This is a genomic window from Agromyces sp. 3263 (assembly GCF_031456545.1).
GTDB lineage: Bacteria > Actinomycetota > Actinomycetes > Actinomycetales > Microbacteriaceae > Agromyces.
The window spans coordinates 1,553,592-1,576,958 of sequence record NZ_JAVDUV010000001.1; the positions used below are offsets into that span (position 1 = coordinate 1,553,592).

At 72.7% G+C, this 23,367-nt stretch carries 17 protein-coding genes; 7 read left to right on the top strand and 10 right to left on the bottom strand.

Going from position 1 to position 23,367, the window contains the following annotated elements; translation table 11 throughout:
• Window positions 1-24: 24 nt before the first annotated feature.
• Entirely contained in the window at window positions 25-1,569 is a 1,545-nt protein-coding gene (locus J2X63_RS07055; protein ID WP_309975510.1) for a glycoside hydrolase family 68 protein, read from the bottom strand.
• Between the two features lie 661 nt (window positions 1,570-2,230).
• Between J2X63_RS07055 and J2X63_RS07060 the strand changes: the two genes are divergently transcribed.
• Complete coding sequence (locus J2X63_RS07060) at window positions 2,231-3,997, top strand: glycoside hydrolase family 32 protein (protein ID WP_309975512.1); 1,767 nt, start codon at window positions 2,231-2,233, stop codon at window positions 3,995-3,997.
• A gap of 10 nt (window positions 3,998-4,007) precedes the next feature.
• On the opposite strand, the gene J2X63_RS07065 is transcribed toward J2X63_RS07060, so the two are convergent.
• Window positions 4,008-5,123: a LacI family DNA-binding transcriptional regulator gene (locus tag J2X63_RS07065; protein ID WP_309975513.1), complete on the bottom strand. Its 1,116-nt coding sequence runs from the start codon at window positions 5,121-5,123 to the stop codon at window positions 4,008-4,010.
• 83 nt (window positions 5,124-5,206) lie between these two features.
• Between J2X63_RS07065 and J2X63_RS07070 the strand changes: the two genes are divergently transcribed.
• Complete coding sequence (locus J2X63_RS07070) at window positions 5,207-6,334, top strand: DUF998 domain-containing protein (RefSeq protein WP_309975515.1); 1,128 nt, start codon at window positions 5,207-5,209, stop codon at window positions 6,332-6,334.
• A 12-nt stretch (window positions 6,335-6,346) separates the two neighbouring features.
• Here J2X63_RS07070 and J2X63_RS07075 read toward each other — a convergent pair whose 3' ends face one another.
• Together J2X63_RS07075 and J2X63_RS07080 are read right to left on the bottom strand one after the other, a co-directional pair.
• Complete coding sequence (locus tag J2X63_RS07075; protein WP_309975517.1) at window positions 6,347-7,711, bottom strand: threonine/serine exporter family protein; 1,365 nt, start codon at window positions 7,709-7,711, stop codon at window positions 6,347-6,349.
• A gap of 11 nt (window positions 7,712-7,722) precedes the next feature.
• Window positions 7,723-9,282, bottom strand: coding sequence for an SLC13 family permease (locus J2X63_RS07080; RefSeq protein WP_309975519.1), 1,560 nt, complete (start codon window positions 9,280-9,282; stop codon window positions 7,723-7,725).
• Window positions 9,283-9,392: 110 nt separating this feature from the next.
• Here J2X63_RS07080 and J2X63_RS07085 point away from each other — a divergent pair, with 110 nt between their 5' ends.
• Window positions 9,393-11,150, top strand: coding sequence for an MFS transporter (locus J2X63_RS07085; RefSeq protein WP_309975521.1), 1,758 nt, complete (start codon window positions 9,393-9,395; stop codon window positions 11,148-11,150).
• Entirely contained in the window at window positions 11,147-12,664 is a 1,518-nt protein-coding gene (locus J2X63_RS07090) for a leucyl aminopeptidase (protein ID WP_309975523.1), read from the top strand. Before J2X63_RS07085 ends, J2X63_RS07090 begins: the two co-directional genes overlap by 4 nt.
• A gap of 12 nt (window positions 12,665-12,676) precedes the next feature.
• Here J2X63_RS07090 and J2X63_RS07095 read toward each other — a convergent pair whose 3' ends face one another.
• The 4 genes from J2X63_RS07095 to J2X63_RS07110 all read right to left on the bottom strand — a co-directional run bounded on the left by J2X63_RS07095 (window position 12,677) and on the right by J2X63_RS07110 (window position 18,107).
• Window positions 12,677-13,720 carry a hypothetical protein gene (locus J2X63_RS07095; RefSeq protein WP_309975525.1) on the bottom strand — a complete coding sequence of 348 codons (1,044 nt, stop codon included), beginning with the start codon at window positions 13,718-13,720 and terminating at the stop codon, window positions 12,677-12,679.
• Between the two features lie 172 nt (window positions 13,721-13,892).
• Entirely contained in the window at window positions 13,893-16,886 is a 2,994-nt protein-coding gene (locus J2X63_RS07100) for an AAA family ATPase (protein WP_309975527.1), read from the bottom strand.
• A 95-nt stretch (window positions 16,887-16,981) separates the two neighbouring features.
• Window positions 16,982-17,170, bottom strand: a complete 189-nt coding sequence (locus J2X63_RS07105; protein WP_309975529.1) for a hypothetical protein — start codon at window positions 17,168-17,170, stop codon at window positions 16,982-16,984.
• 271 nt (window positions 17,171-17,441) lie between these two features.
• On the bottom strand, window positions 17,442-18,107 hold the full coding sequence (locus J2X63_RS07110; protein WP_309977849.1) for a pyridoxamine 5'-phosphate oxidase family protein: 666 nt from the start codon (window positions 18,105-18,107) through the stop codon (window positions 17,442-17,444).
• Between the two features lie 90 nt (window positions 18,108-18,197).
• Here J2X63_RS07110 and J2X63_RS07115 point away from each other — a divergent pair, with 90 nt between their 5' ends.
• The 3 genes from J2X63_RS07115 (at window position 18,198) to J2X63_RS07125 (ending at window position 20,762) form a co-directional block, all read left to right on the top strand.
• Complete coding sequence (locus J2X63_RS07115; protein ID WP_309975531.1) at window positions 18,198-19,721, top strand: PLP-dependent aminotransferase family protein; 1,524 nt, start codon at window positions 18,198-18,200, stop codon at window positions 19,719-19,721.
• A gap of 139 nt (window positions 19,722-19,860) precedes the next feature.
• On the top strand, window positions 19,861-20,310 hold the full coding sequence (locus tag J2X63_RS07120; RefSeq protein WP_309975533.1) for a LysM domain-containing protein: 450 nt from the start codon (window positions 19,861-19,863) through the stop codon (window positions 20,308-20,310).
• Window positions 20,311-20,363: 53 nt separating this feature from the next.
• The gene (locus tag J2X63_RS07125; RefSeq protein ID WP_309975536.1) at window positions 20,364-20,762 is read left to right on the top strand and encodes a hypothetical protein; all 399 of its coding nucleotides are present in this window, start codon (window positions 20,364-20,366) and stop codon (window positions 20,760-20,762) included.
• Window positions 20,763-20,825: 63 nt separating this feature from the next.
• Here J2X63_RS07125 and efeB read toward each other — a convergent pair whose 3' ends face one another.
• Both efeB and efeO read right to left on the bottom strand, forming a co-directional pair.
• A complete protein-coding gene (gene efeB, locus J2X63_RS07130) occupies window positions 20,826-22,112 on the bottom strand; it encodes an iron uptake transporter deferrochelatase/peroxidase subunit (RefSeq protein ID WP_309975538.1) in 1,287 nt (428 codons plus the stop codon).
• A complete protein-coding gene (gene efeO / locus J2X63_RS07135; RefSeq protein ID WP_309975540.1) occupies window positions 22,112-23,332 on the bottom strand; it encodes an iron uptake system protein EfeO in 1,221 nt (406 codons plus the stop codon). Before efeO ends, efeB begins: the two co-directional genes overlap by 1 nt.
• Window positions 23,333-23,367: the final 35 nt, after the last annotated feature.

Consider the following 23,367-nt stretch of genomic DNA (forward strand, 5'->3'; position numbering starts at 1 on the left):
CTCGCGTGCGGAGCGGCGCTCGAGCTACTTCACCTTGCCGCCGGAGTTGACGTTCAGGTTCGCCGGGATGTCGGCCCAGCCGCCGAGCCCGCCGTTGCCGTAGGAGTAGTCGACGCTCGTCGTGTCGCCGTGGATGTCCATCTTCACGGTCGGAGCGAGGGTGCCGCCGCGCACGAAGTCGTCGTGCGTGCCGATCGTGTCGATGAACGACTGCACCAGGCCGCCGGGCATCACGTAGTGCGAGTACGCCTGGAAGTGGCCGGGGTGCTGGTTGTAGTCGGGTGCGAACGGCTGGCCGCCGGCGAAGTTCAGGTTCGTCGGGTTGCCGAGCGCGAGGCCCGAGCCGCCGTTGAGCGGCTGGAAGTCGCTGCGGATGCCGTCGCCGACGAAGCCGTAGACGCCCTCGGGGCCGTCGATGCCGTTCGCGAACGTGCCGCGGTGGCTGATCGTGAACAGGTAGGACTTGCCGTCCTTGAACACGAACTGGGGGCGCTCGGTCTGGTCGGTGACGCAGTTGGCCGAGAGGATCGGCGGCAGGAACTCCCACTCGGTGAGGTCGTCGTTCTTCGCCTTCGCGAGGCCGATGTTGCCGATCTGGTAGGTCGCGCCCGAGGCGTTGACCTGGTCGACGTCCTCGGCGTAGGGGTCGCCCTCGCGGTAACCGAGGTCCTCGGCCGAGCACTGCGCCGACTCGCGCGGCATGGCCGAGTTGCCCTCGAACACCATGTAGGTCTCACCGGGGTGGGCGGGGTCCTCGAAGGTGAACGGGTCGCGGAAGTTGAAGAACTCGTTCTGCTCGCCGTTCTGGTAGTTCACGCCGTCGGCCTCGAGCAGGTCGGTGACCGTGTCGAACCCGGTGAATCGCACGCCCTGCTTGTTGGCGTGCACCGTGCCCACGCTGAGCGCGATGTGCGGGTCGTAGGGCTTGATGTTGTTGCCCGCGGCGTCACGGTAGAACGCGACATCCGTGAAGAACAGGTTGATCTTGCCGCCCTTGTCGATGCGGGCCGAGCCCGACCACTGGGTCTGGTGGCTGTACGACTGGTCGTCGAAGATCTTGCCGGTCACGCCCTCCTTGAAGACGAGGCCGCCGTACGTCCAGCCGCCGTTCTCGGGGCGCTCGTCGGCGGGGACGCCTGCCGGCCGGAAGAAGTAGCCGATCTTCGCGAAGACATGGCGGTCGTCGAAGCCGAGGCTGCGGTCTGCCACGAGCGAGAAGATGATCTCCTGGCCGTTGACGCTGTACTGGTTGCCGTCCTTGTCGGTCAGGGGCCAGGTGTCCCACACCCAGACCTCGCCGTTCGACATGTCGGGGAAGTCCTGCGGCACGGTCGGCATGGTGAGTGCGGCCGGCATGGAGTTCTCACGCGAGGGCGCCTCGGGGTCGGACAGGCGCTTCAGCTGGCGGGCGTCGGCGCGGGTCCACTTCGAGGTGAAGTCGGACTCGGGCGCGAACGCCTCCTGCGTGTGCGCCGTCGGCTCGGGGCCGGGCTGCAGGTCGTCGGGGGCCGCGACGGCTCCCGCCGTGCCGGTGAAGAGGGTGGCGAGCACGGCACCGGCCGTGATCATCCCTCCGATGATGGGGCGCCTCGTGCGCCGGGTGGGTGTCGACATGTCTGTCGCCTTCCTGTTTCAGGGTGGTGGGTGGTGATGCCGCCGGGCGGCGGCCATGGGCGGTCGGATGCCGCGTGCGGCGTGCCGCGGTCGCGCATCCGACCGGTCCGAGCCGTCGGGCGTCAGCCGAGCGGTCGGGAGTCGAGGTGCGACCGGGTGGCTCGCCTGAGCGCGCCTGGTCGGATGGCGTGACCGCGCCGGTCATGGGTGCGCGGTGCAGCGTGTGTCGTGTTCACGTTCTTCGCTTTCGTGAAGACCGCCGGCTGGTGCCTGGCCGTCGTCGAGAACGTGGCGTTCGTGCTTCCCCCGAACAGCAAGCTATGGGTGGACTGACAACGTTGTCAAGTCTGAACCGCACCCTCGCCGAAGGCTGCATTCGCATGGAAATTCCCCGATCAGCGGGCTGACACGGATGGTCGCGCTTCCACGGGACGGATCTGCCCGCCCGAAATTGCAAATCGATTTGCGAGCCCGTACCGTAGGCCCTGATTCCTCGAGTGGCGCTTGCGCTCCTCCCACCGAACACCGCTGCGAAGGCGCACCGCCGATCCGACCGGACCGCCTTCGCCGGCGCGACGGACGGATCGTGCGATGCGCGAACCCACGACGGAGGATCATGAATCGAACACCACGACCCGGCTCACCGCCGGGCGCGACGACACCCACGGCGCCCAGCGGGCCGGCACGTCGGCGACCGTGGCGCCGCCGACCCCGTACTTGGGCGGCCGCAACGGCCGCGGCGATCGCCGCGGTCATCGCGGCGGTGCTGGCCGTGGTGCTCGTGCCTGGCCCCGCCGGTTCGCCGACGGCGTCCACGAACGCGACGCCCGAGGCATCCGACCGCCCCCACGGCGACCGCGACTTCACGCGACCCGACGACTGGTCGACGTACCGTCCGGCCGTGCACCTCACGCCCGAGGAGCGGTGGATGAACGACCCGCAGCGGCCCTTCTGGCTCGACGGACGCTGGCACTACTACTACCTCTACAACGCCGACTACCCCGAGGGGAACGGCACCGAGTGGTACCACGCGACCTCGACCGACCTCGTGCACTGGCGTGAGGAGGGCGTCGCGATCGAGAAGTACGCGAACGGGCTCGGGGACATCGAGACCGGCAGCGCCGTGGTCGACACCGAGGACACCGCGGGCTTCGGCCGCGGTGCGGTCATCGCGATCCTGACCCAGCAGGCCGACGGCGTGCAGCGCCAGTCGCTCTTCGTCTCGACCGACGGGGGCTTCCACTTCGCGCCCTTCGACGGCAACCCCGTCATGGACAACCCCGGCGAGGCGCACTGGCGCGACCCGAAGGTCGTCTGGGACGACACGAACGACGAGTGGCTGATGGTGCTCGCCGAGGGCCGCAAGATCGGCTTCTATACCTCGCCCGACCTTAAGGCGTGGACCTACCGCTCGGGCTTCGAGCGTGACGACCTCGGCATCCTCGAGTGCCCCGACCTGTTCCGGATGTCGCTCGACGGCGACCCGGCGAAGACCACCTGGGTGCTCGCCGCCGGCGTGAACGGCGCCGAGCACGGTATGACCACGGGTACCGCCTACTGGACGGGCGCGTGGGACGGCGAGCGGTTCGCCGCGGACGCCGCCGAGCCCGCGTGGCTCGACCGCGGGGCCGACTTCTACGCCGCCGTCACGTGGGACGACCCGCGCAGGCCCGAGGCCGAGCGGCTGGCCTCCCGCTATGCGATCGGCTGGCTCAACAACTGGGCGTACGCGGGTGCCCTGCCCACCGACGACTGGCACGGCGGCGCCGACTCGATCGTGCGCGAGCTCGAGCTGCGCACCGTCGACGGGCGGCCGACGCTCGTCTCGAGCCCCGTCGCGGCGCTCGATGGGCTCGCGGGCGAACCCGAGGTGCGCAGCGACCTGCGGGTCCCGGATGCCGCGGCGCCACGTTCGGCGGCCGACCTCGATCCCGACGCCTCGGCCGAGCTGCCGCAGCCCGCCTCCGACGCCTACCGCCTCACGGTGGAGGTCGCGCCCGACCCCGACGACCCCGCATCGGAGGTGCGGTTCCGGGTGAAGGAGGGCGACGGCTCGTTCGCGGCCGTCGGCGTCGACTTCGCGACGGGAACGGCCTTCGTCGCGCGCGACGCGGATGCCGCCGCCGCGGCCATGCCCGACGCGTATCGCGCCGTGCGCACCACGCCGGCGCCGCTGCGCGACGGCGTGGTGACCCTCGACCTCGTCGTCGACGCCTCGTCGGTCGAGGTCTTCGTCAACGGCGGGGAGTCGACGATGTCGAGCCTCGTCTTCGGCGCGCCCGGTGCGAACGGGCTGTCGGTCGAGTCCGTCGACGGCACGACCGAGGTGCGCTCGCTGCGGCTCACCCCGCTCGCCGTCGCGCCGGTCGCTCGTCGCGGCTGAGCCGACCCGCTCAGCCCGCGGCGGGCGGGGGCGGTGCGACCGAGCCGCGCTCGACGAGCTCGCACGCGAGCAGCACGGGCGCCGCGGCATCCGTCGGCGTGCCGCCCGCCCCCGCCGCGCCCGCCACCGTGCCGCCGTCGATCCGGTCGAGCAGCGTCGCCATGCCCCAGCGGCCCATCTCCCGGTGGGGCAGCGCGATCGTCGTGAGCCCGGGCTCGAGCGCCGCCGCGACGATCTCGAGGTCGTCGACACCGACGATCGAGCAGTCGCGCGGCACGGCGAGGCCGAGGGCGGATGCCGCCTGGAACACGCCCATGGCCATCTGGTCGTTGAAGCAGAACACGGCGGTGGGGCGCTCGGCCGGCGGGCGGTCGAGCAGCCGGCGTCCGGCGAGGCGGCCGCCCGCGGCATCCGAGGCGGCCCGCTCGACGGCAGTGCTCGAGCCGTGGCGTCCGGCGAGTCCGGCGGCATCGAGTGCCGCCCGGAAGCCCGCCTCCCGGCCACGGCTCGCGGGGGCGTCCTCCGTCGTCGTGACGAAGCCGATGCGGCGATGCCCGGCGGCGACGAGATGGGCTACCGCCGTCGCCGCGATGCCCTCCTCGTCGGGCGCGATCGCGGGCAGGCGCCACCCGCCGGCGGGCACCCCGTCGACGAGCACGGCGGGCGTCGCCCCGAGCGCCGCCGGGCGCGCGACCTCCTGGTGCGACATCCGCGCCAGCACGATGCCGTCGACGCGGTGGTCGAGGAGCGCCCGTAACTGCGCCTCCTCCAGGCCGGGATCGCCCTCGGAGTCGACGACCATCAGCACGACGTCGCGCTCGCGGGCCGCCTCTTGGGCGCCCTGCACGATCCGGCCGGCGAACGGCGTCGTCGCGATCCGATCGCTCGCGAGCCCGACGACGCCCGTGCGCCGCATCCGCAGCCCGCTCGCGAGCCGGTTCGGCGTGTAGCCGAGCTGGGCGGCCGCCTGCACGACCCGCTCGCGCGTCGCAGCGCTGACCGACCGGGTGCCGCTGAGCGCGTGCGAGACCGTCGTCGGCGAGACGCCGGCCAGCGCGGCCACAGCGCGGATGCTCGGGCGCAGTGCCGCGGCATCCGCCCGCTCCTCCCCCGCTGCCGGCGCCATGGTCAACGAGCCTACGCGCGACGCGCCGAGCGAGGTGATCCCCCACTGCCCGGTCGGGGACGCGCCGGGCGTACGATCCAGCCATGACCGCACACGCCGTTGTGGAGACGCCCGCCGAGGCGCCCGCCCCGCGCCGCCTCGCCGTGGAATCCGAAGCCCTGCTCGCCGGCGCCTTCGCCGCGGGCGTCACCGGCGTCGTCGCCGCCTTCCTGTTCGCCGGCGGCGTGTGGCCGCTCTGGGGCGGATTCTCCGTGGGGCTCGTCGCCGCCGTCGCGGTGCTGCTGGTCGGCATCGGCGCCGGTGCCGCGGGGTACTGGCGCTCGCGCAACCTGCCCGGGCAGGAGTGGCGGCACCGGCTGAAGCCGTGGAAGTTCTCCGTCGACGTCGCGACGGTCGCGGCCGTGCACGCCATCATCGGGTTCATCCTCACGATGGTGGTGTTCGTGATGCTGCAGCGCAGCTTCGAGGGCCTCGTCGTCGACGTGTGGACGTCGATCGGCGCCGTGGCCGTGGCATCCGGACTCGGCGGCTACTGGATCTACCTCTCCGTCTCGTCGATCACGACCCCGAAGCTCGCGATGCTGCTCATCGTGTTCATGGCGAGCGCGACCCTCGCGAGCATGGCGACGGCGCAGGACCCGCAGTGGTGGGAGTACCACTTCAGCCAGCTCGGCACGGCCGACGACTTCTCGAGCTCGCTGTTCAATCTCGCCCTCATCATCGGCGGCGCGTTCGTCACGACGTTCGCCCTCTACGTCGACCGTGACCTCACGACTCTCGTGCGGCAGGGCCTGCTCGAGCGAGCCTCGGCGCCCCGATTCGTCTCAGTCGTGTTCATCGTCATGGGCATGCTGCTCGCGGGCGTCGGCCTCGTGCCCGTCAACGTGAGCACGCCGATCCACAACTTCTGCGCGGTCGGCATGTCGATCTCGTTCCTCGTGCTCCTCATCGGGGCGCCGTGGATCCTGCGCGGCATGCCGCGGCGGTTCTTCGTGTTCTGCTGGGGCGCCATCGCACTGCTGCTCGCCTCCGCCGTGCTGTTCGAGCCGCTCGGCTACTACAACCTCACCGCGTTCGAGCTCGCGGCGTTCTCGATCATCTTCGGCTGGATCTCGGTGTTCATCCGATTCGTCAGCGCGCTCACGGTCACCCGCGGGTTGGATGCCCCGGACGTCGGCGGCCTCGCGGCATCCGGCGTCGCCGACGCCTGATCGGCGGGTCGCTCAGAGCACCGGCCGCTCCATGCGGTTGGACACGACCGACCCGGCGAGCACGCCCAGCGCGATGGCCACCATCGTCGACAGCGTCGCCACGATCGAGTTCAGCCCATTCGTGTCGCCGGTGAGCAGGTCGGTCACGCCGACGAGTCCGAGCGCTCCCGGCACGAGGAGCCAGAACGCCGGCATGAAGCTCACGAGCGCCGCGGGTCCTCGCGGCTGTTGCGCGACCAGGGCCGTGACCGGCACCACGACGAGCGCGCCGACGAACGCCGAGAGCACCCCGCCCACGAGAGCGGCACCGAGCACCTGGGCGGCGTACGCCATGGCGAGCACGAGGAGCATCCACAGGATCGATCGACGCGGTACGCACTGGTGCACGGCGATGCCGACCCCGAAGAGGACCACCGCGATCCATGGCGCTGCAGGACCGAGCGCCTCGGGGTTCTCGGTGAAGTCGAAGTCGGGCACTCCGGCGATCGCCCCCGCCGTGACGATGCCGGCGGCCAAGAGCACCAACTGCCAACCGCCCGCCGCGAGACGCCCTGCACCAGAGATCATCTGCCCCATCGAGAGTTCGAGCGCCGCGGTGGTCAGGAGCACGCCGGGCAGGAGCACCACCAGCGGCGCGATGAGCGCGGCCAGGATCCCGGAGCCCAGCCCCGCCCGCAGCAGGAGGAACACGGCGAGCGCGACGACGAACGCCATCCCGACGGTGAGCAGCGCACCGTATCCGCTGGGGAGGCGCTCGGCGACGAGCAGGACCGTACCGACGATGACGCCGAGTGCCGCCGAGAGCGCCACGCCGGTCCACGACGATCCGAGCAGCACGGCGAGGGCGGCGCAGAGCACCACGTAGCCGAGCACCCGCAGCACGCGGCCGTACGGCGGCGCCATCGCCCGGATGTCCTGAATGCGACGCACCGTGGAATCGGGACCGAGCACGCCCTTCCGTGCCGCGTCGACCGTGCGCTGCAGCTCGTCGACCTGCGCGAGCAGCAGGCGGCGCTCACCGCTCGTAATTGCCCCGGTGCGGTGATGACCCTCGCCTCGCGCGGAGACGAGCAGGGCCGTCGGGAACACGAGCACCTGGCTCGACGGGAGCCCATTGACCCTGGCGATGTCCTCGAGGGCACGTCGCACGGTGGTGCCCGAGAAGCCCGCGTCGATCATCGCGTCGCCCACCGCCTCGGTCGCCGCGAGCGTGGCGGCGGAGTCGGGCTCGCCGTCGGGCATCACCGGGATCGAACCCGTCGTCACCGCCGACTCCGCGGTCGCGTCGATGTCACGCCGCCGCCCGCGAAGCGCCACCAGGATGACGATGCCGGCGAGCAGCACGGCGCCCGCGACGAGGAGTGAGACGTCGACCATGACCCCGCCCTTCAGAACGGCCAGACGAGCGGCACGTAGAACACGGCGACGAGCAGGAAGAGCAGCAGCAACGGGAGCCCGAGCTTCCAGTAGTCGCCGAACCGGTAGCCGCCCGGCTCGAGCACCATCGTGTTGGCCGGGGTGGCGACGGGCGTCAGGAAGGACGCCGCGCCCGACACGGTGAGCGCCATCATGAACGGCAGCACCGAGACGTCGAGGTCGGCCGCGAGCACCGCCGCGATCGGCACCATGATCAGCACGGTGGCCGTGTTCGAGATGAGCTGGCCGAGCACCATGGTGAGCACGCACACGGCCGCGAGCGCGAGGTACGGCGACGCGTTCCCGATGACCCCGAGCAGGCCGCCGGCGATCACCTCGGCGGTGCCCGTCGTGATGAACGCCGTCGACAGCGGGATCATCCCCGCGACCAGCACGACCGTGGTCCACGAGACGCTGCGGTACGCCTGCGTCGGCGTCACCACGCGGGTGAGCACCAGGGCGGATGCCGCGGCGAGTCCGGCGATCGCCGCCGGAACGATGCCCGTGGCGAGCAGCACCACCATCGCGGTGAGGATCACGATCGCGCGCTTCGCGCCCACCCCGAGCGGCACGGAGCGCCGCACCCGCGCCGGATCGTCGACGACGAGCACGTCGGGCCCGGCCGTGTTGCGCTGCAGCTCCTCCCACCCGCCGCTGAGCAGCAGCGTGTCGCCCGCCCGCAGCGTCGTGTCGGTGCCGGTCAGGTCCTCGCCACCGCGCTGCACGGCGAGCACGACGAGGTCGCCGCTCGGCGTCGCCATGCCCGGGAACAGGTGCAGGCCGATGAGCTCCGAGCGGGGGGCGACGACCACCTCGGTCACGCCGCGGCGCACGCCGATGAGCTCGGTGCCCTCTGGCAGCGCGTACTGCTCGCGCAGGGTCCGGGCGTGGGCGCTCACGTCCTGCGGGAGCGTCGTCGCCGAGCGCTCGGGCAGCAGCCGCCGGCCGAACAGCGCCACGATCAGCAGCGTGCCGACGACGAGCGGGACGCCGACCAGCCCGAACTCGAAGAACCCGAACGGGCGAGCCCCGGCATCCGCTGCCGCCTCGCTCACGATGATGTTCACCGGCGTGCCCGTGAGCGCCAGCAGCGAGCCGGCGTGCGCCGAGAACGCGAGCGGCATGAGCATCTGCGACGGCGCGAGGCCCGCGCGCGTGGCGACCACGACGACCACGGGGATGAGCGCCGCGACGGCGCCGTTCACGCTGATCAGCGCCGTGACGCCCGCGACGAGCAGGCATACGACCAGCAGCAGCCGGGTGCGCTTCGTTCCCGCCCGCCCGATCACCTGGCGGCCGGCCCACGCCGTGACCCCCGTCGAATCGAGCGACTCGCTCACGATGAAGAGCGTCGCGATGAACACCACCGTGGGGTCGCCGAAGCCGGCGAGCGCCTGCCCGAGGTCGAGGATCCCGGTGAGCCAGAGCGCCACGGCCACGCCGATCGCGACGATGCCCAGCGGCACCCGGTTCGACATGAACGCCACGATGGCGAGCGCGAGGATGACCAGCGTGGTCGCCACGGGATCCATGGGCTCAGGCTAGTGGGCTGCGGGTGGCGCTGTCCTTCGGCCGTCCGACGGTCCTACAGTGAGATCGACGGGATGCGGCAGCGCATCCTCTCTGCCGACTGGGGGCACGCATGAGCGGGGCAAGGGAATCGACGACCACAGGCGGTGCCGCGACGACCGCCGACGGGAGCGGCCGAGCGGCGGCATCCGCATCGTGGCTGCCGCTCATCGTGGTGGTGCTCACCCAGATCCAGGCGTCGTTCGCCGTGAACGCGCTGACCGTGTCGATGGCCGGCATCACGACCGACCTCGACACTCCCGCCACCTCGGTGGGCACGGCGATCACCGCCGGCACGTTCGCGATGGCGGCGTTCATCCTGCTCGGCGCGAAGATCGGCTCGCGCTTCGGCAGCCGCGGGGTGTTCCAGATCGCCGTCGCGATCCACGGGCTCGCGATGCTCGGCGTGGCGCTGAGCGTGAGCCCCGCGATGCTCTTCATCGCACAGGCGTCCTCGGGTGCCGTGATCGCGCTCATCGCCCCGGCCCTCGTCGTCTTCATCGCGACGAACTACCACGGCGCACAGCAGGCGCGCGCGATCGGATTCCTCGCCGCGGCCATTCCCGCGGCTGGAGTGCTCGCCCTCCTCCTCGCCGGCTGGTTCGCCACCACGATCGGCTGGCGCTGGTCGTTCGCGCTCATGGTCGCCCTCGCCGCGATCAACCTGTTGCTCAGCTTCCGCCTGAAGAAGGTGCCCGCCCAGCCCGGACTCACCATCGACTGGACCGGCGCGATCCTCGCCGCCATCGGCATCATCCTGCTCAGCTTCGGGTTCAGCGGGCTCGCCACGTGGGGCCTCTGGCTGGCGACGCCGCAGGCGCCCTTCGACGTGCTCGGACTCTCGCCGGCGCCGCTGCTGATCATCGCGGGGCTCATCGTCGGGCAGGCGTTCTTCGCCTGGCTCCGCCGTCGCGGACGCGAGGACAAGCCGCGCATCTTCGACCTCCGGGTGCTCGCCACCGGCTCGGAGCGCGCCGTCACGGCGTGCATGGCGACGATGCTCTTCGTCGGCACGGCCGCGAACTTCCTCATCCCGCTCTACATCCAGGTGGTGCAGGGCCGGTCGAGCATCGAGACGTCGTTCTCGATCATCCCCTACACCCTGTCGATCTTCCTGGCCTCGACGTTCGTCGCCTACCTCTACGACCGGTACACGCCGCGCGTGCTCGCGACCGCCGGGTTCATCGTCGTGGCATCCGCGCTCACCCTGCTCGCCTTCACGGTGCGGGGTGAATGGAGCCAGGGCTTCGTGGTCGCCGGGCTCATCCTGCTCGGCCTCGGGCAGGGCGCGATCGTCGCCCTCGTGTTCAACACGCTGCTCTCGGCGGCGCCCAAGCAGCTCGCGGGCGACGTCGGCGCCTGGCGCGGGCTCGTGCACAACCTCTCGGGCAGCGTCGGCATCGCCGTCGCCAGCGCGTTCGCGGTGGGCATGCTCTCGGCACTGCTGCTCTCGGGGGCGCAGGAGCACCCCGAGATCTCCGACGAGCTCATCGCGCAGGTGAACATCAACGAGGCGAACTTCCTCACGAACGAGCAGCTCGCCGACGTGCTCGGCAGCCGTGCCAGCGGACCCGAGCTCGACGCCGCGATCGCCGTGAACGCCCGGGCGCGGCTCGAGGCGCTGAAGATCTCGCTGCTCGGCCTCGCCGCGATCTCGCTGCTCGCGATCGTGCCCGCGACGCGCATGCCCGGGCGCCGCCGGGGCGACCTGCCCGAGAAGCTCGAACCCGACGATGGCGACGACATCGACGACGTGGCCGACGACGAGTTCGAACGCACCCACGACCCAGCACTCGATCCCGCACTCGACCAGAAGGAGACGCACGCGTGACGCGCAATCCGGTCAAGCTCATCCCCGCCGACTTCTCGGCCACCCCGTCGCTCGATTCTGTGCCAGAGGTGGCCGTGGTCGCCGAGCTCGGCGAGCAGCACGTCGACGCCATCGGCGTGCTCGTGACGAGCGACGGCACGCTGCCCGAGGGCATCGACCTCGACCGCGAGGCGCAGTCCTTCGCCGGGTTCGACGCGAAGCCCGGCACCACGCTCGCGCTGCCGCATGCGAGCCGCCCGCTCATCGTGCTCGTCGGCGCCGGGCCGACGGGCGAGCTCGATCTCGCCGGCCTCCGCAACGCGGCGGCGGCCTTCGCGCGCGCCACCTCCCGGTTCGGCCGCATCGCGCTGCGCGTGCCGTCGATCGGCTCGGCGGATGCCGCGGACGCCGCTCAGGCGCTCGCGGAGGGCGCGATCCTCGCCCGCTACCGATACCGCGAGCTGCAGCGGAAGCCCAAGGACAGGCCGCTCGAGCGCGTCGAGCTGCTCCTCGACGGGGCCGACCGCGCCGCGGCATCCGCCGGCGCCGAGCACGGCGTCGTCACCGCCCGCGCCGCGAACATCTCCCGCGACCTCGCGAACACGCCACCCGGACACCTCACCGCCACCGACATCGCCGACGTCGCGGTCGCACTCGGTGCGCGGTTCGGCTTCGAGGTCGAGGTGTTCGACCGCCAGCAGCTCATCGACCTCGGCTGCGGCGGCCTCCTCGGCGTGAACTCGGGCAGCGCGGAGGAGCCGCGCATGGTCAAGCTGCGCTACACGCCTCCCGGGGACTCGAGCGGGCACGTGGGCCTCGTCGGCAAGGGCATCATGTACGACTCCGGCGGCATCAGCCTGAAGCCGTCCGACCCGATGCACCTGCTCATGAAGATGGACATGGGCGGTGCGGCATCCGTGCTCGCGGCGTTCACCGCGCTGCGCGCGCTCGACGCGACGGCGACGGTGACCGGGTGGCTGATGTGCACCGACAACATGCCGTCGGGCTCGGCCTACAAGCTCGGCGACGTGCTCACCGCGCGCGGCGGCACGACCGTCGAGGTGAAGAACACCGACGCCGAGGGCCGGCTCGTGATGATGGACGCGCTCGCGCTCGCGAACGAGGACGGCGTCGACGCGATCATCGACATCGCCACGCTCACCGGGGCGGCGCTCATGGCCCTCGGCCCGTCGCTCGCCGCCGTCATCGGCAACGACCCCACCACCATCGGGCTCGTGAAGGCCGCGGCGGCCGCGACCGACGAACCGGTGTGGGAACTGCCGCTCGAGCGCAAGTACCGCAAGCAGCTCGACTCCGACGTCGCCGACCTCTCGAACCTCGGCGGCCCCTACGCCGGCGCGACCACGGCGGCCCTGTTCCTGGCCGAGTTCGTCGGCGAGACGCCGTGGGCGCACCTCGACATCGCGGGCACCATGCAGTCGGATGCCGACGACGCCTGGCGCTCGAAGGGCGCCACCGGGTACGGCGCCCGCCTGCTCATCGACGTGGCGCGGGGGTTCCAGCCGGCGAAGTAGCGGACGGGTTCGTCAGTCGGATGCCGCGTGAGGCTCGGACTCGTCGGGCTGCTCGAGCTCGGAGAGCTCGAGGCTGATCAGCTCGGCGCCTGCGGCACTGAACCGTCGCAGGGACTGCTGGATCACGGCGTCGGCCGCCGTCGACGTGCAGCCGAGCAACTGCTGCACCGCGACGCGCGCGGCGTCATCGGATGCGGCGGCGAGGACGACATCGACGACGGCATGGAGTCGTTCGCGCGCGGCCATCAGCGCGCGAAGCATCTCGAGCCGCTCCGCCATCACGTCCTCTGGGCTCCGGACACGGGATACGCGATGCCGGTCACCGAGTCGGGAGCGGCGCCGCTCGATCTCCGCCTCGGTGACCATCACCGTGAGCGGTGCATCCGCGCGAACCCCGAGGCCCAGCAGCGCCACGTGCAGTTCGTGTGGTCCGGGCTCGAGGTCGCTCCACGTTCCCTCATCGATGGTGACCCGAATGCGGGCGTATTCGCCCGGATCGAGCGGCAGCGCTGCAGCCAACCCGCCGACGATGATGAGCGAGGCGTCACCGGCCGGCGGGTCCCCGGGCAGGCGGAGCATACCGGCGGCGTGGAACGTCTCGGGACGGGGCCACGCCTGAGTGGCGACGCCTTCGGGCCGCCACGGCTGGTCGCCGTCGTTCACCACGTCGATCACGACCCGCTCGATGTCGCCCTCGTACGCCGCGCTCGGCCAGCGGAGCCTGAGGCCTCGCCGTCGCTCGGCGCGGCTGGCTCGGAGCGGCACCGGCTCGGGAAGCACCTTCGCCCGGCCCTTGCCATCGCCGTGGGGCGCCGATGAGACCTCCGCAACCCACCAGGTCTGCCGTGCATCGTCGGCGGGGGCCGCCAGAACGACGCCCGCGGGTTCGGCGGTTCGGAGCTGCCGCCAACCTCGCTCAGGAGCGGCGGGTACCGCGTCCGCCGTCTCCGCCTCGAGTTCGGCGAGCAACGCTCCGAGATCGACGCCAACCTCGTCGAGGGTCGCGGGGTCGATGGCGGCGTCGCCGATTCGGGGCCAGTCATCCCACGCATCCATGAGCGCCAGCGTGCCACACCGGAAGGCGGGGCACGTCCCCCAGTGGCGGGGACACACGGCGGTGTCCCTTCCCCGGCCGCGCCCATCCGTCGCATGGCGCAGCGCGGCGCCGCCGGGGCGGCGGCCGCGTCGCGCGGGGCGGGGCAGCGGCCGCGCCGCGCGCCGCCGCGGGTCAGCGCAGCGCGCCGGCGCGGTAGGCGGCCTCGGTGCGGGTCGCCGCCCCGAGCTTGCGCAGGATCGCCGAGACGTGGACGCTGGCTGTCTTTCCGCTGATGAAGAGCCGCTCGCCGATCTGGCGGTTGCTGAGGCCCTCGGCGATGAGCTCGAGCACCTGGCGTTCGCGCGCCGTGAGGTCGGCGGTGGCTTCGGCGTCGGATGCCCCTGAGCCCGCCACTCCCCCGGCGGCGACCACGAGCGCGGCTCCGCCGCCGACGCCGTCGAGCGCGAGGCCTGCGGCCGACGCCACGCGGAGCACCCGGTCGCGCACCGCGATCACGCCTCCGGACTCGGCCACGTCGAACGCCGCCTGCAGTGAGGCGCGCGCGGCGGCCCGGTCGGCGGCGGCGAGCTCCGCCTCGGCCTGCCGGAGCAGGGCGTAGGGCGCGAGGAATCCGGGGGCCAACGGCCCGGCGGTCTCGCTCACGGCGACCCGCCAGGCGCCGGTGTCGGTGCCGGGCACCCCGGCGCCGGCACCGTCGAATGCCTCGGCGAGCTCGGCCTCGAACAGGGCCGTCCAGACGGGGCTGTTCGGCCAGTACACGAGGCGGCCGAGCAGCGCCCGGAACTCTGGCACGGCGGCGATCGCCTCGGCGGCGATCGTCTCGCTCACCGCGTGGGGCCGCGTTCGAATGGCGGCGACCGTGCGCGCGGCGACCCAGAGGAACGGCAGCGCGTAGCCGGGCAGGGGCAGGTGCTCCTCGTGGAGGAGCGCCCGCGATTCGCGCCACGCCGTGGTGAGGTCGTCGTTGGCGAGCGCCAGTTCGGCCGCGAGCCGGCCTACACCGAGTCGCGTCTGCATCTCGACCTCCATGACCGGGATCATCGAGGAGCGGGCACTTCGGTACAGCGCGGTGGCACCCGCGGTATCGCCGCGCCAGAGCCACGCCCAGATGCGGGCACGCAAGAGGTAGGCCGTGAACGGCGTCGGCGGGTCGAGGGCCAGCGCGCGATCGATGAGCTCCTCGGCGCGGTCCCATTCGCCGAGCGCGAAGAGCGGGTCCACCGCATTGCCGGCGAGCAGCACGCCCGTGCTGCGCTCGATGCCGTCTTCGCGGGCACGGGCGAGGCCCTCCTCCGCGAGCCGCACCGCCTCGGCGTGATTGCCGATGAGGTAGTGCAGGTCGGAGGCGTTGACCCAGTATCGGAGGAGCGCACCACCGTCGCCCGCGGCGAGCTCCCGGGAACTCTCGAGCAGCGCGATGCCCTCGTCGACCTCGCCGCGCGCCGCGCGACTGATGCCCACGATGTTCGTGGCGATCGAGCGATAGCGGTTCGAGTCGATCTGCGTGGCGACGTCGAGGGCGCGTTCGGCCATCTCGACGGCGTCGTCGAGCCGGCCGTCGATCATGAGCCGGCCCGACAGCGCCGTGAGCACGGTGGCGCGGAGGTCGCTCGGACCGGAGTCGCCGAGGGCCGCGAGCGCCTCTTCGAGCACGGGGATGGAACCGGGTCGGCCGACGTTGGCCAGGTAGAGCGCCTTGTCGCGCAGCAGCCGCGGATACTGGCGGTCGCCGGGCGGGCACTCGGCGAGGGCCGCCTTGACGAGCGCGAGGCCGCGTTCGCCCTCACCGGCGTTGCGCAGGTGCGAGGCCGTGCGGCCCATGAGCTCGAGCTTGCCCATGCCCGCGGCGACCTCGGGGTCGGGCACGACGTCCCAGAGGCCGATGGCCCGCTCCCCGAGCTGCGCCGCCGTGGCGTACGCGGCCGCCGCGCGCGCCTCGCGCATGGCCTGGATGGTCGCCGGGAACGCACGGGCGGCGTCGTTGGCCCCGAGCCAGTGGTAGGAGATCTCGGCGGCGAGTCGCCGCGTGCCCGCCGCGGCGGCGGCCTCGTGCGCCTCGGCGTAGCGGGCGTGGAACCTGGCGCGCTCGCCCGGGAGCAGGTCGGCCAGGATCGCCTCGCGCACGAGGGCGTGACGGAACGCGTAGTCCTGTCCGTCGATGGTGAGGACCCCGCCCAGCACGCTCTCGCGGGCGGTGGCGTCGAGCTGGTCGGCGCTGCCGCGATACACGGCGGCGAGCAGCGAGTGCGAGACGCACACTCCGCCGATCGAGACGAGTCGCAGCAGCTCCTGCGCCGGTTCGGACAACCGCTCGTAGCGCGCGAGCAACAGTTCACGGAGGGTGTCGGGCACCTCGCCCTCGTCGCGGCATCCATCGATGCCGACGAGCTCCTCGACGAAGAACGGCACGCCGTCGCTGCGGCGGAAGACCGTGGTCAGAGCCTGCTCGCTGACCGCCTCGTCGACGATGAGCGACCGGGCGAGCTTGCGCACCTGCGCGCGCGTGAGCCGGCCGAGCTCGCGGCGCTCGACCCACCGGTCGCGCTCGGCCTCGGAGAGGAACGCGCGCACCGGATGCCCCCGGGTGACGTCTTCGGTGCGGTAGCTCAGCACCGTGAGCACGCGGCTCGAACCGAGCGCCCGCATGAGGAAGCGGAGCAGCGTGAGGCTGGCCGCGTCGATCCAGTGCAGGTCTTCGATGACGAAGACGATCGGGCGCTCGCGAGAGAACGTCTCGAGGAGCACGGCGATGGCCTCGTGCAGCTGGCTGGTGGCGGCGCCGGCGGCAGGAGGGGCCGTCGGCGCCGCGGTCAGTGGGTCGGATGTCGCGAGCTCGGGCAGGAGCGCGACCAGAGCGGCGCGGCCCGGGCCGACGGCGTCGAGCACGCGGTCGGCGCCTTCCTCGGCGACGAGCGTGCGCAGCGCGCCCTTGACGGGCGAATAGGGCGAAGCGACGCTGCCGAGGTCGACGCACTGGCCGACGAGCAGGCGCACGTCGGATGGCAGCCCGGCCTCGAACTCGCGCAGGAGACGAGTCTTGCCGATGCCCGCCTCACCGCCGATGATGACCGTGAACGGCGCGCCGGCGCGCACCTCGTCGAGGCGCTCGTTGAGCCTCGCGAGGTCGGCGTCCCGGCCGATCATGGCCGGCGCTGACGTGGTCACCATCTCATCGTGCCACGTTCCACCGACACCGGCACCGGGCCGGGGCGCGCCGTCGAGCGGCGCCGGAACGCCCGCACCGACGACTGCCGCCACGCTCACCGCAGCGCGAGTCGGGGCGCGTGCAGTGCGCGGTGTGCTCGGCGACGGGCGACCGGCTCGGACGACGCCCCCGCGCCGTCCGAGCCGCGCTCCGCCGCGGCCATCCGCAGCTGGATCTCCTGCTCGGCACGCCGCACGTCGGCCTGGTGTGCGCCCAATGCGATGTAGTCAGCCGAGAGCTGCATGATTCCTCCTGGTGTCGATCCGACGTGTTCGATCGGATGCCTTCAGCGTGCTCGCTAAGGCGGTGGGGCCCCATCGGGCGATCGCCCTATTTCGGCGGGGCGCAGGTGGCCGGCCACCTCAGGACCGGCGCTCGACCGCCTCAGGCGGCGCGGCGGGTGGGCATGCGGCGGTAGCCGTCACGGCGGAACTGCACGATCGAGGCCGTCGCCGCCGCAGCGGCGAACAGTCCGAGCACGATCAGGGTCGCGAGCATCTCGCACCTCCTCTCATTCAGCGAAGCGGGTGGCGATCGGCCGTCAGGGCAGCCACCGAGCCGGGCACCGGAGTGCCGACGGGCGTCAGCGCCGACGGTTCGGGAGTCCCCCAGGCGCGTCGAATCGGCACGACGCCGGCCCAGCCCGTGTGGTCCTCGCCATCGTCGGGAGACTCGGATGCCCCGGCAGCGCGCACCTTCATGACCACGTCGTCGAGCGCGAGCCGCAGCACGCGGGTCGCGGCCCGCTCCTTCCGGGTGGTGGCGCGCACCTCGGCGGGGCGGCCGGGCATGAGGCGCTCGGAGAGCGCCAGCAGCGCGGCATCCGCTCGCTCGTCGTCGACGGGCTCGAGCACGCCGTAGACGACGGCGCTGCGGTAGTTCATCGAGCTGTCGAAGAGTGAGCGGGCGTAGACGAGGCCGTCGAGGGAGGTCACGGCGAAGGCCACGGTGGCGCCCTCGGCGGCAGCGCGCAGCGCGAATCCACCGCCGGTGGAGCCGTGCAGGAGCAGGTGGTTGCCGTCGCGGGCGAAGCCCATGGGCACGACCACCGGCGTGCCGTCGGCGACCGCGGCGAGGTGGCCGACGAGCTCCTGGTCGAGGAGCTCGAAGAGGGCGTCGCGCTCGGTCGTCTGGCGTTCGGGCATGCGGCGGATGCGGCGGGGCGAGGAGGTGTTCGTCATGGTCACGTTGCGAGTCTCGCCGCTAGACTGGTCGGCGATGCAGTCCAGTTCTCGCTGCATCGAACAGACCAGTTTGGAGGCGATGGCGCCGTGGATGGACCCATCCCTGAGATCGACCGGAACACCGGTCGCCCACTCGGCATGCAGCTCGTCGAGGGAGTCCGTCGGCGCATCCTCGAGGGTGTGCTCCGACCCGGCGATGCGGTGCCGTCGACGCGCGCGCTCGCGTCGGAGCTCGCCGTGTCTCGCAGCGCGGTCGTGGCGGCCTACGAGCAGCTCGCCGGCGAGGGCTACCTCGACATGCGCCAGGGCGCGCCCACGCGGGTCGCCGCGCTCCTCCTTGCGGGGAGCCCGCCCACCGACGGGCTCGACGGCGGCCGCCACGACGAGTCGGTGACACCGAACGGTCGCGAACTGCGGGTTCCAGCCGCCGCAACCCGCACGTCGCGACCGCTCGATGGGATGACGGCGCGCGTCACGGCGGACGGCAGCGCGGCCCAGAGCGCAGGCGCACCGCCCCGCATCGACCTCCTGCCGGGTCGCCCGTCGACCGCGCGCATCGACACCCGGGCGTGGCGCGCGGCGTGGCGGCACGCGGCCGGGCTCGACATCCCGTCCGAGTCGCCGCCGCCGTTCGGGGTCGCGCGCCTGCGCGCCGAGATCGCCGACCACCTCCGCCTGGCTCGCGGCGTCGCCCGCGCTCCCGACGACGTGGTCGTCACGGCCGGCACCGCCGAGGCGCTCGCGCTCGTGGCATCCGCTCTCGCCGAGCTCATCGGAACCGCGCCCGAGGTGGCGGTCGAGCATCCCGGCTACCCCTCGGCGCGCCGCACCCTGGAACGGCGGGGCGCCCGCACGACCCCCGTGCCGGTCGACGGCGACGGGATCGACGTCGACGCGCTGCGCCGGATGCCGCGACCGCCGCACGCCGTCATGGTGACGCCCAGCCACCAGTACCCGCTCGGCGGGCGGCTGCCGGTCGCGGCTCGGCTCGAGCTGCTCGACTGGGCGCGCGCGGCAGGAGCCGTGGTGATCGAGGACGACTACGACAGCGAGTTCCGTCACCTCGGGCCGCCGTTGCCGGCGCTCGCGTCGCTCGATGACGAGCGCGTGGTGCTGGTCGGCAGCTTCTCGAAGGTGCTCACGCCCTGGCTGCGGCTGGGGTACCTCGTACTGCCCGCGGATCCGGCCCTGCGTGAGGCCGTCGCGGCGATCCGTGCCGACGAGCCGTCGCCGGTTCCGGGCACCGCGCAGGAGGCCGCGGCCGCCCTGCTCGCGAGCGGCGCGGTGCGGCGGCACATCGCGGTGACCCGCCGCGAGTACGCGCACCGGCGCCGGCTCGTGCTCGCCGCCCTCGACGGGCTGCCGGGCGCGCCCCTCTCAGGCCTCGACGGCGGGTTGCACGCCGTGCTCGGGCTGCCGGATGCCGCGACGGCGGCGTCCGTCGTCGACCGGCTCGCCGCCGAGGGCGTCGCCGTCGCGAGCCTCGCCGAGTACTCCGCCGTGCCCGGCGACGAGCGCGCCGGGCTCGTGTTCGGCTACGCCGGCCCGACCGACACACTCCTCGCCGAGGGGCTGGAGCGGATCCGCGCGGCCGTCGCCTCCGCGATCTGACCGCAGGAAGAGACGAGGCCGGGCGAACGAAGGGATTGCGCTTCCCCGCCTGATCGCTAGGCTGGCTCGAACGGCGCGCCCGACGGAGGAGCGCCGTTCGGCACGTCGGTCGGGAGGCCCGGTGGGGCGAGGATTCGGCATGGTGGCGGCATCCGCTGCCTTCGCAGTGGGCGCGACGATAGTGCTGAGCGGATGCGTCGCCGAGCCCGCTCCCGCCCCGGTGACGATCACCGCCACCGCCACCGTCACCGCGACGCCGACGCCGACCCCCGAGGCGGCACCGCCGCCGGCCGAGCCCGCGCCCGTGCCCGTCCCGGAGCCGGTACCCAACGCGCCCGCGCCGGTCGTGGAGTGGGGACCGGCGTATGACACGGGTGCCATCCCCGGGGCCAGCGGCACGCCGGCACTCGACGGCAACGGCGTGCCCGCCAGCTACGTCGTCGTGTCGGGCGACAGCTTCTTCGACATCGCCCAGCGCTTCGAGCTGCCCCAGCAGCAGTTGCTGCGCATGAACCCGCAGATCCACGACTTCGGCGAGACGGTCTACATCGGCGACGTCATCAACCTCGACTGGACGAAGACCGGCTGACGCCGTCGCCGGGCCGGAGTAGCATCGGCCGCAGATGAAGGCTGGCTGATCGCATGAACGAGATCGTCGCCATCGAGCCGTGGAGCCCGTGGCCGCTGGCGTTCCCCGCCATCATCGCGTTCGTCGGTGTGCTCGCGTCCCTCGTGGGCACGCGGTTCCATTCCAAGACCATGCGCGAGAGCGGCTACGTGGCGTTCCTCGTCGGCGTGCTCGCGGCGGCCATGATGACGTGGTCGCTGTCGGGGATGTGGGACTCGGGCCGCCGGGCCGACGCGCTCATCGACCTCGGCTACGAGTCGCCGACCTTCAGCGGCAGCATCAACCTCGCCGGCGACCGCCTCGCCCCGATCGCCTGGCAGGCCGTGCACGACGGCGAGCGGGTGCGCGGGGTGCTGCGTCCGCTCGGCGGCGACCGCTGGGAGGTCGCGCAGCTCGCGCCGCGCTCGGAGTGAGCGACGACGGCCGCCCGCGACGCGCGGCGCGCGCGGAGCGGCTGACGCGGCCTGCTGCGCCGCCTACGCGAACAGCGCCTGCCCCACGAACTCGCCCCTCCCGACGCCGCCGGGCACCGCGAAGATCGCCGAGCCGACGTGCTTGAGGTACTCGTTCAGACCGTCGCCGGCGAGCCGCTGCTGCACCGTGATGAACTGCTCGGGCGAGCGCTGGAACGACAGGAAGAAGAGGCCGGCATCCAGGCGGCCGAGCTCGTCGTTGCCGTCGACGAAGTTGTAGCCGCGGCGCAGCATCCGTGCCCCGCCGTTGGCCGAGTGGTGGGCCAGGCGCACGTGCGCGTTCGTGTCGATGAGCGGCGCGCCGGTCGGCCCCTCGGCCTCGAAGTCGGGCTCGGTGAACTCGGTGCCGCCCGACATCGGCGCACCTTCGCCCTTCGACCGGCCGACGAGCTTCTCCTGCTCGCCGAGCTGCACGCGATCCCAGTTCTCGATGATCATGCGGATGCGGCGGGCGACGAGGTACGAGCCGCCCGCGAGCCACGCCGGCTCGTCGCCGGGCTGCACCCACACCTGCTCGTCGAGCACGGCGCCGTCCTCGGCCTTGACGTTCGCGGTGCCGTCCTTGAATCCGAAGAGGTTGCGAGGCGTCGCCTGCGTGGTCGACGTCGACGAGGTGCGGCCGAAGCCGAGCTGCGACCAGCGCAGGCTCGCCCAGCCGAACGCGATGCGGCTGAGGTTGCGGATGGCGTGCACGGCGACCTGCGGATCGTCGGCGCAGGCCTGGATGCAGAGGTCGCCGCCGCTGCGCTCGGGCTGCAGCGCGTCGCCCTGGAAGCGCGGCAGCGGCTCGAGGCCCGCGGGCCGGCGAGCGGCGAGCCCGAACCGGTCGACCCCGTCGGCGTCGGTGAAGAGCCCGGGGCCGAACCCGAACGTGATCGTGAGGCCGCTCGCCGCGAGGCCGAGCGCCTCCCCGGTGTCGGTCGGCGGCGCGTAGTCGGAGCCGCCGACGGCGCCGCCCTCCTCGACCTCGAGGCCCTGGGTGAGGCGCGCCGCGGCATCCGTCCACTCGGTGAGCAGCTCGACGAGCCCCGCGCGGTCGAGCGTGGAGCTCACGTCGAAGGCGGCGAAGTGCAGGCGGTCCTGTGCTGGCGTGACGATGCCCGCCTGGTGCGCGCCGTAGTAGGGGTAGACGGATGCCGGTGCGGCACCGCTCCCGGCGGCGCCCGCGCCCGTCGCCGCCACCGCGACGCCCGCGGCGCCCGCAGCACCGACGGCGACGCCGGCCGCCCCCGCCCCGAAAAGGCCGAGGAGGTGGCGGCGGCTGACGCCGGAGGCGGGCTGCTCGGTCATCAGGCGTCGGGCTCCGTCACGCCGAGCACCGTGTGGGTGAGCTGCGAGAGCGGCTCGGCGAGGGCGTTGACCTGGTCGGACAGGGTCTTCTTGTCGGCGTCGGTGAGCTCGGCGTAGTCCACGAACCCGGCGTCGAGCGACCCGTACGCGGCGAGCGCCGCCTCGAGCGCGGCGAACTGCTCGTCGATGTCGGCGGCGAGCGCCTCACCGTCGTCGCCCTTCGACTCGGCGAGCGCGCGCACCGCGCCGAACGCGACGCCGGCGCCCTGCACGTTCGCGGCGAAGTCGGAGAGGTCGGTGCCCGACCACCAGTCCTCCTCGCCGGTGATCTTGCCCGCGGCGACCTCGTCGAGCAGCGCGATGGCGCCGTTCGAGATGGCGTCGAGCGAGACGTCGAAGTCCTCGGCGGTCACGAGGTCGTGCAGCTGGGTGACGTCGGCGACGAGCGCGTCGGCGAACTCCTGGCGCTGCTCCGGCGTGGACGGAGCCCAGTTCGCGAGCGCATCCTGGCCGTCGGAGTTGAGGTCGCCGGCGGCCGGCGGCCAGAGGTCCTTCTCGATGCGGTGGAAGCCGGTCCAGTCGAGGCCGTCGGCCACGGCGTCGACCTCGCGGAAGTCGATCTTCGGGTCGAGGTCGCCGAACGCCTCGGCCGTGGGCTCGATGCGCTCGTAGGGCACGCGGGTCGCGGCGAAGAGCGAGCGCGCCGTCTCGTCGTGGCCCGCGGCATACGCGGCGGCGAACGCCTGCACGGCGGGCAGCAGCTCGGCGGCCTGCGAGCGCACGTAGGCGAGGTACTCGGTGACGGCCTGGTCGGCGAGCGCCTGGTCATCGGCCGATACCGCGGACGCGTCGCCGGTGACGGTGAACTCGGCGAGCCCGACCGGCGCCCCGACCTGCTGGAACTTGCAGGCCGTGTAGTAGGTGCCGGGCGCGAGCTGGGCGACGAACTCGATCGCCTGGCCCGGGGTGACGTTCTCCTTCTCGCCGACGATGCGCAGCTGGTCGTCGGCGAGGATCTCGAACTCGTTCACGTCGCTGCCCGTGTTCTCGAGGCTGAACGTCACGGCACCGGCGGGCGCGGTGGCGGCGGCCACGGCGCATCCGTCATCGGTGATCGACACCGGGATCGACTGGGCGAGGTCGGACTTCGCGACGCAGCCCGTGAGGGCCAGCGCCAGTGCGGTCACGGCAGCGGATGCCGCGAGGGCACGTCGGTTCATCGGGGATCCAATCGGCGGGGTCGAGGGGGTGAGGG

Excerpts from the sequence above, each read along its gene's own strand:
- J2X63_RS07055 (WP_309975510.1), bottom strand. The coding sequence starts at position 1,569 with ATGATCACGGCCGGTGCCGTGCTCGCCACCCTCTTCACCGGCACGGCG.
- J2X63_RS07060 (WP_309975512.1), top strand. The coding sequence starts at position 2,231 with ATGAATCGAACACCACGACCCGGCTCACCGCCGGGCGCGACGACACCC.
- J2X63_RS07065 (WP_309975513.1), bottom strand. The coding sequence starts at position 5,123 with ATGGCGCCGGCAGCGGGGGAGGAGCGGGCGGATGCCGCGGCACTGCGC.
- J2X63_RS07070 (WP_309975515.1), top strand. The coding sequence starts at position 5,207 with ATGACCGCACACGCCGTTGTGGAGACGCCCGCCGAGGCGCCCGCCCCG.
- J2X63_RS07075 (WP_309975517.1), bottom strand. The coding sequence starts at position 7,711 with ATGGTCGACGTCTCACTCCTCGTCGCGGGCGCCGTGCTGCTCGCCGGC.
- J2X63_RS07080 (WP_309975519.1), bottom strand. The coding sequence starts at position 9,282 with ATGGATCCCGTGGCGACCACGCTGGTCATCCTCGCGCTCGCCATCGTG.
- J2X63_RS07085 (WP_309975521.1), top strand. The coding sequence starts at position 9,393 with ATGAGCGGGGCAAGGGAATCGACGACCACAGGCGGTGCCGCGACGACC.
- J2X63_RS07095 (WP_309975525.1), bottom strand. The coding sequence starts at position 13,720 with ATGGATGCGTGGGATGACTGGCCCCGAATCGGCGACGCCGCCATCGAC.
- J2X63_RS07105 (WP_309975529.1), bottom strand. The coding sequence starts at position 17,170 with ATGCAGCTCTCGGCTGACTACATCGCATTGGGCGCACACCAGGCCGAC.
- J2X63_RS07110 (WP_309977849.1), bottom strand. The coding sequence starts at position 18,107 with ATGACGAACACCTCCTCGCCCCGCCGCATCCGCCGCATGCCCGAACGC.
- J2X63_RS07120 (WP_309975533.1), top strand. The coding sequence starts at position 19,861 with ATGGTGGCGGCATCCGCTGCCTTCGCAGTGGGCGCGACGATAGTGCTG.
- J2X63_RS07125 (WP_309975536.1), top strand. The coding sequence starts at position 20,364 with ATGAACGAGATCGTCGCCATCGAGCCGTGGAGCCCGTGGCCGCTGGCG.
- efeB (WP_309975538.1), bottom strand. The coding sequence starts at position 22,112 with ATGACCGAGCAGCCCGCCTCCGGCGTCAGCCGCCGCCACCTCCTCGGC.
- efeO (WP_309975540.1), bottom strand. The coding sequence starts at position 23,332 with ATGAACCGACGTGCCCTCGCGGCATCCGCTGCCGTGACCGCACTGGCG.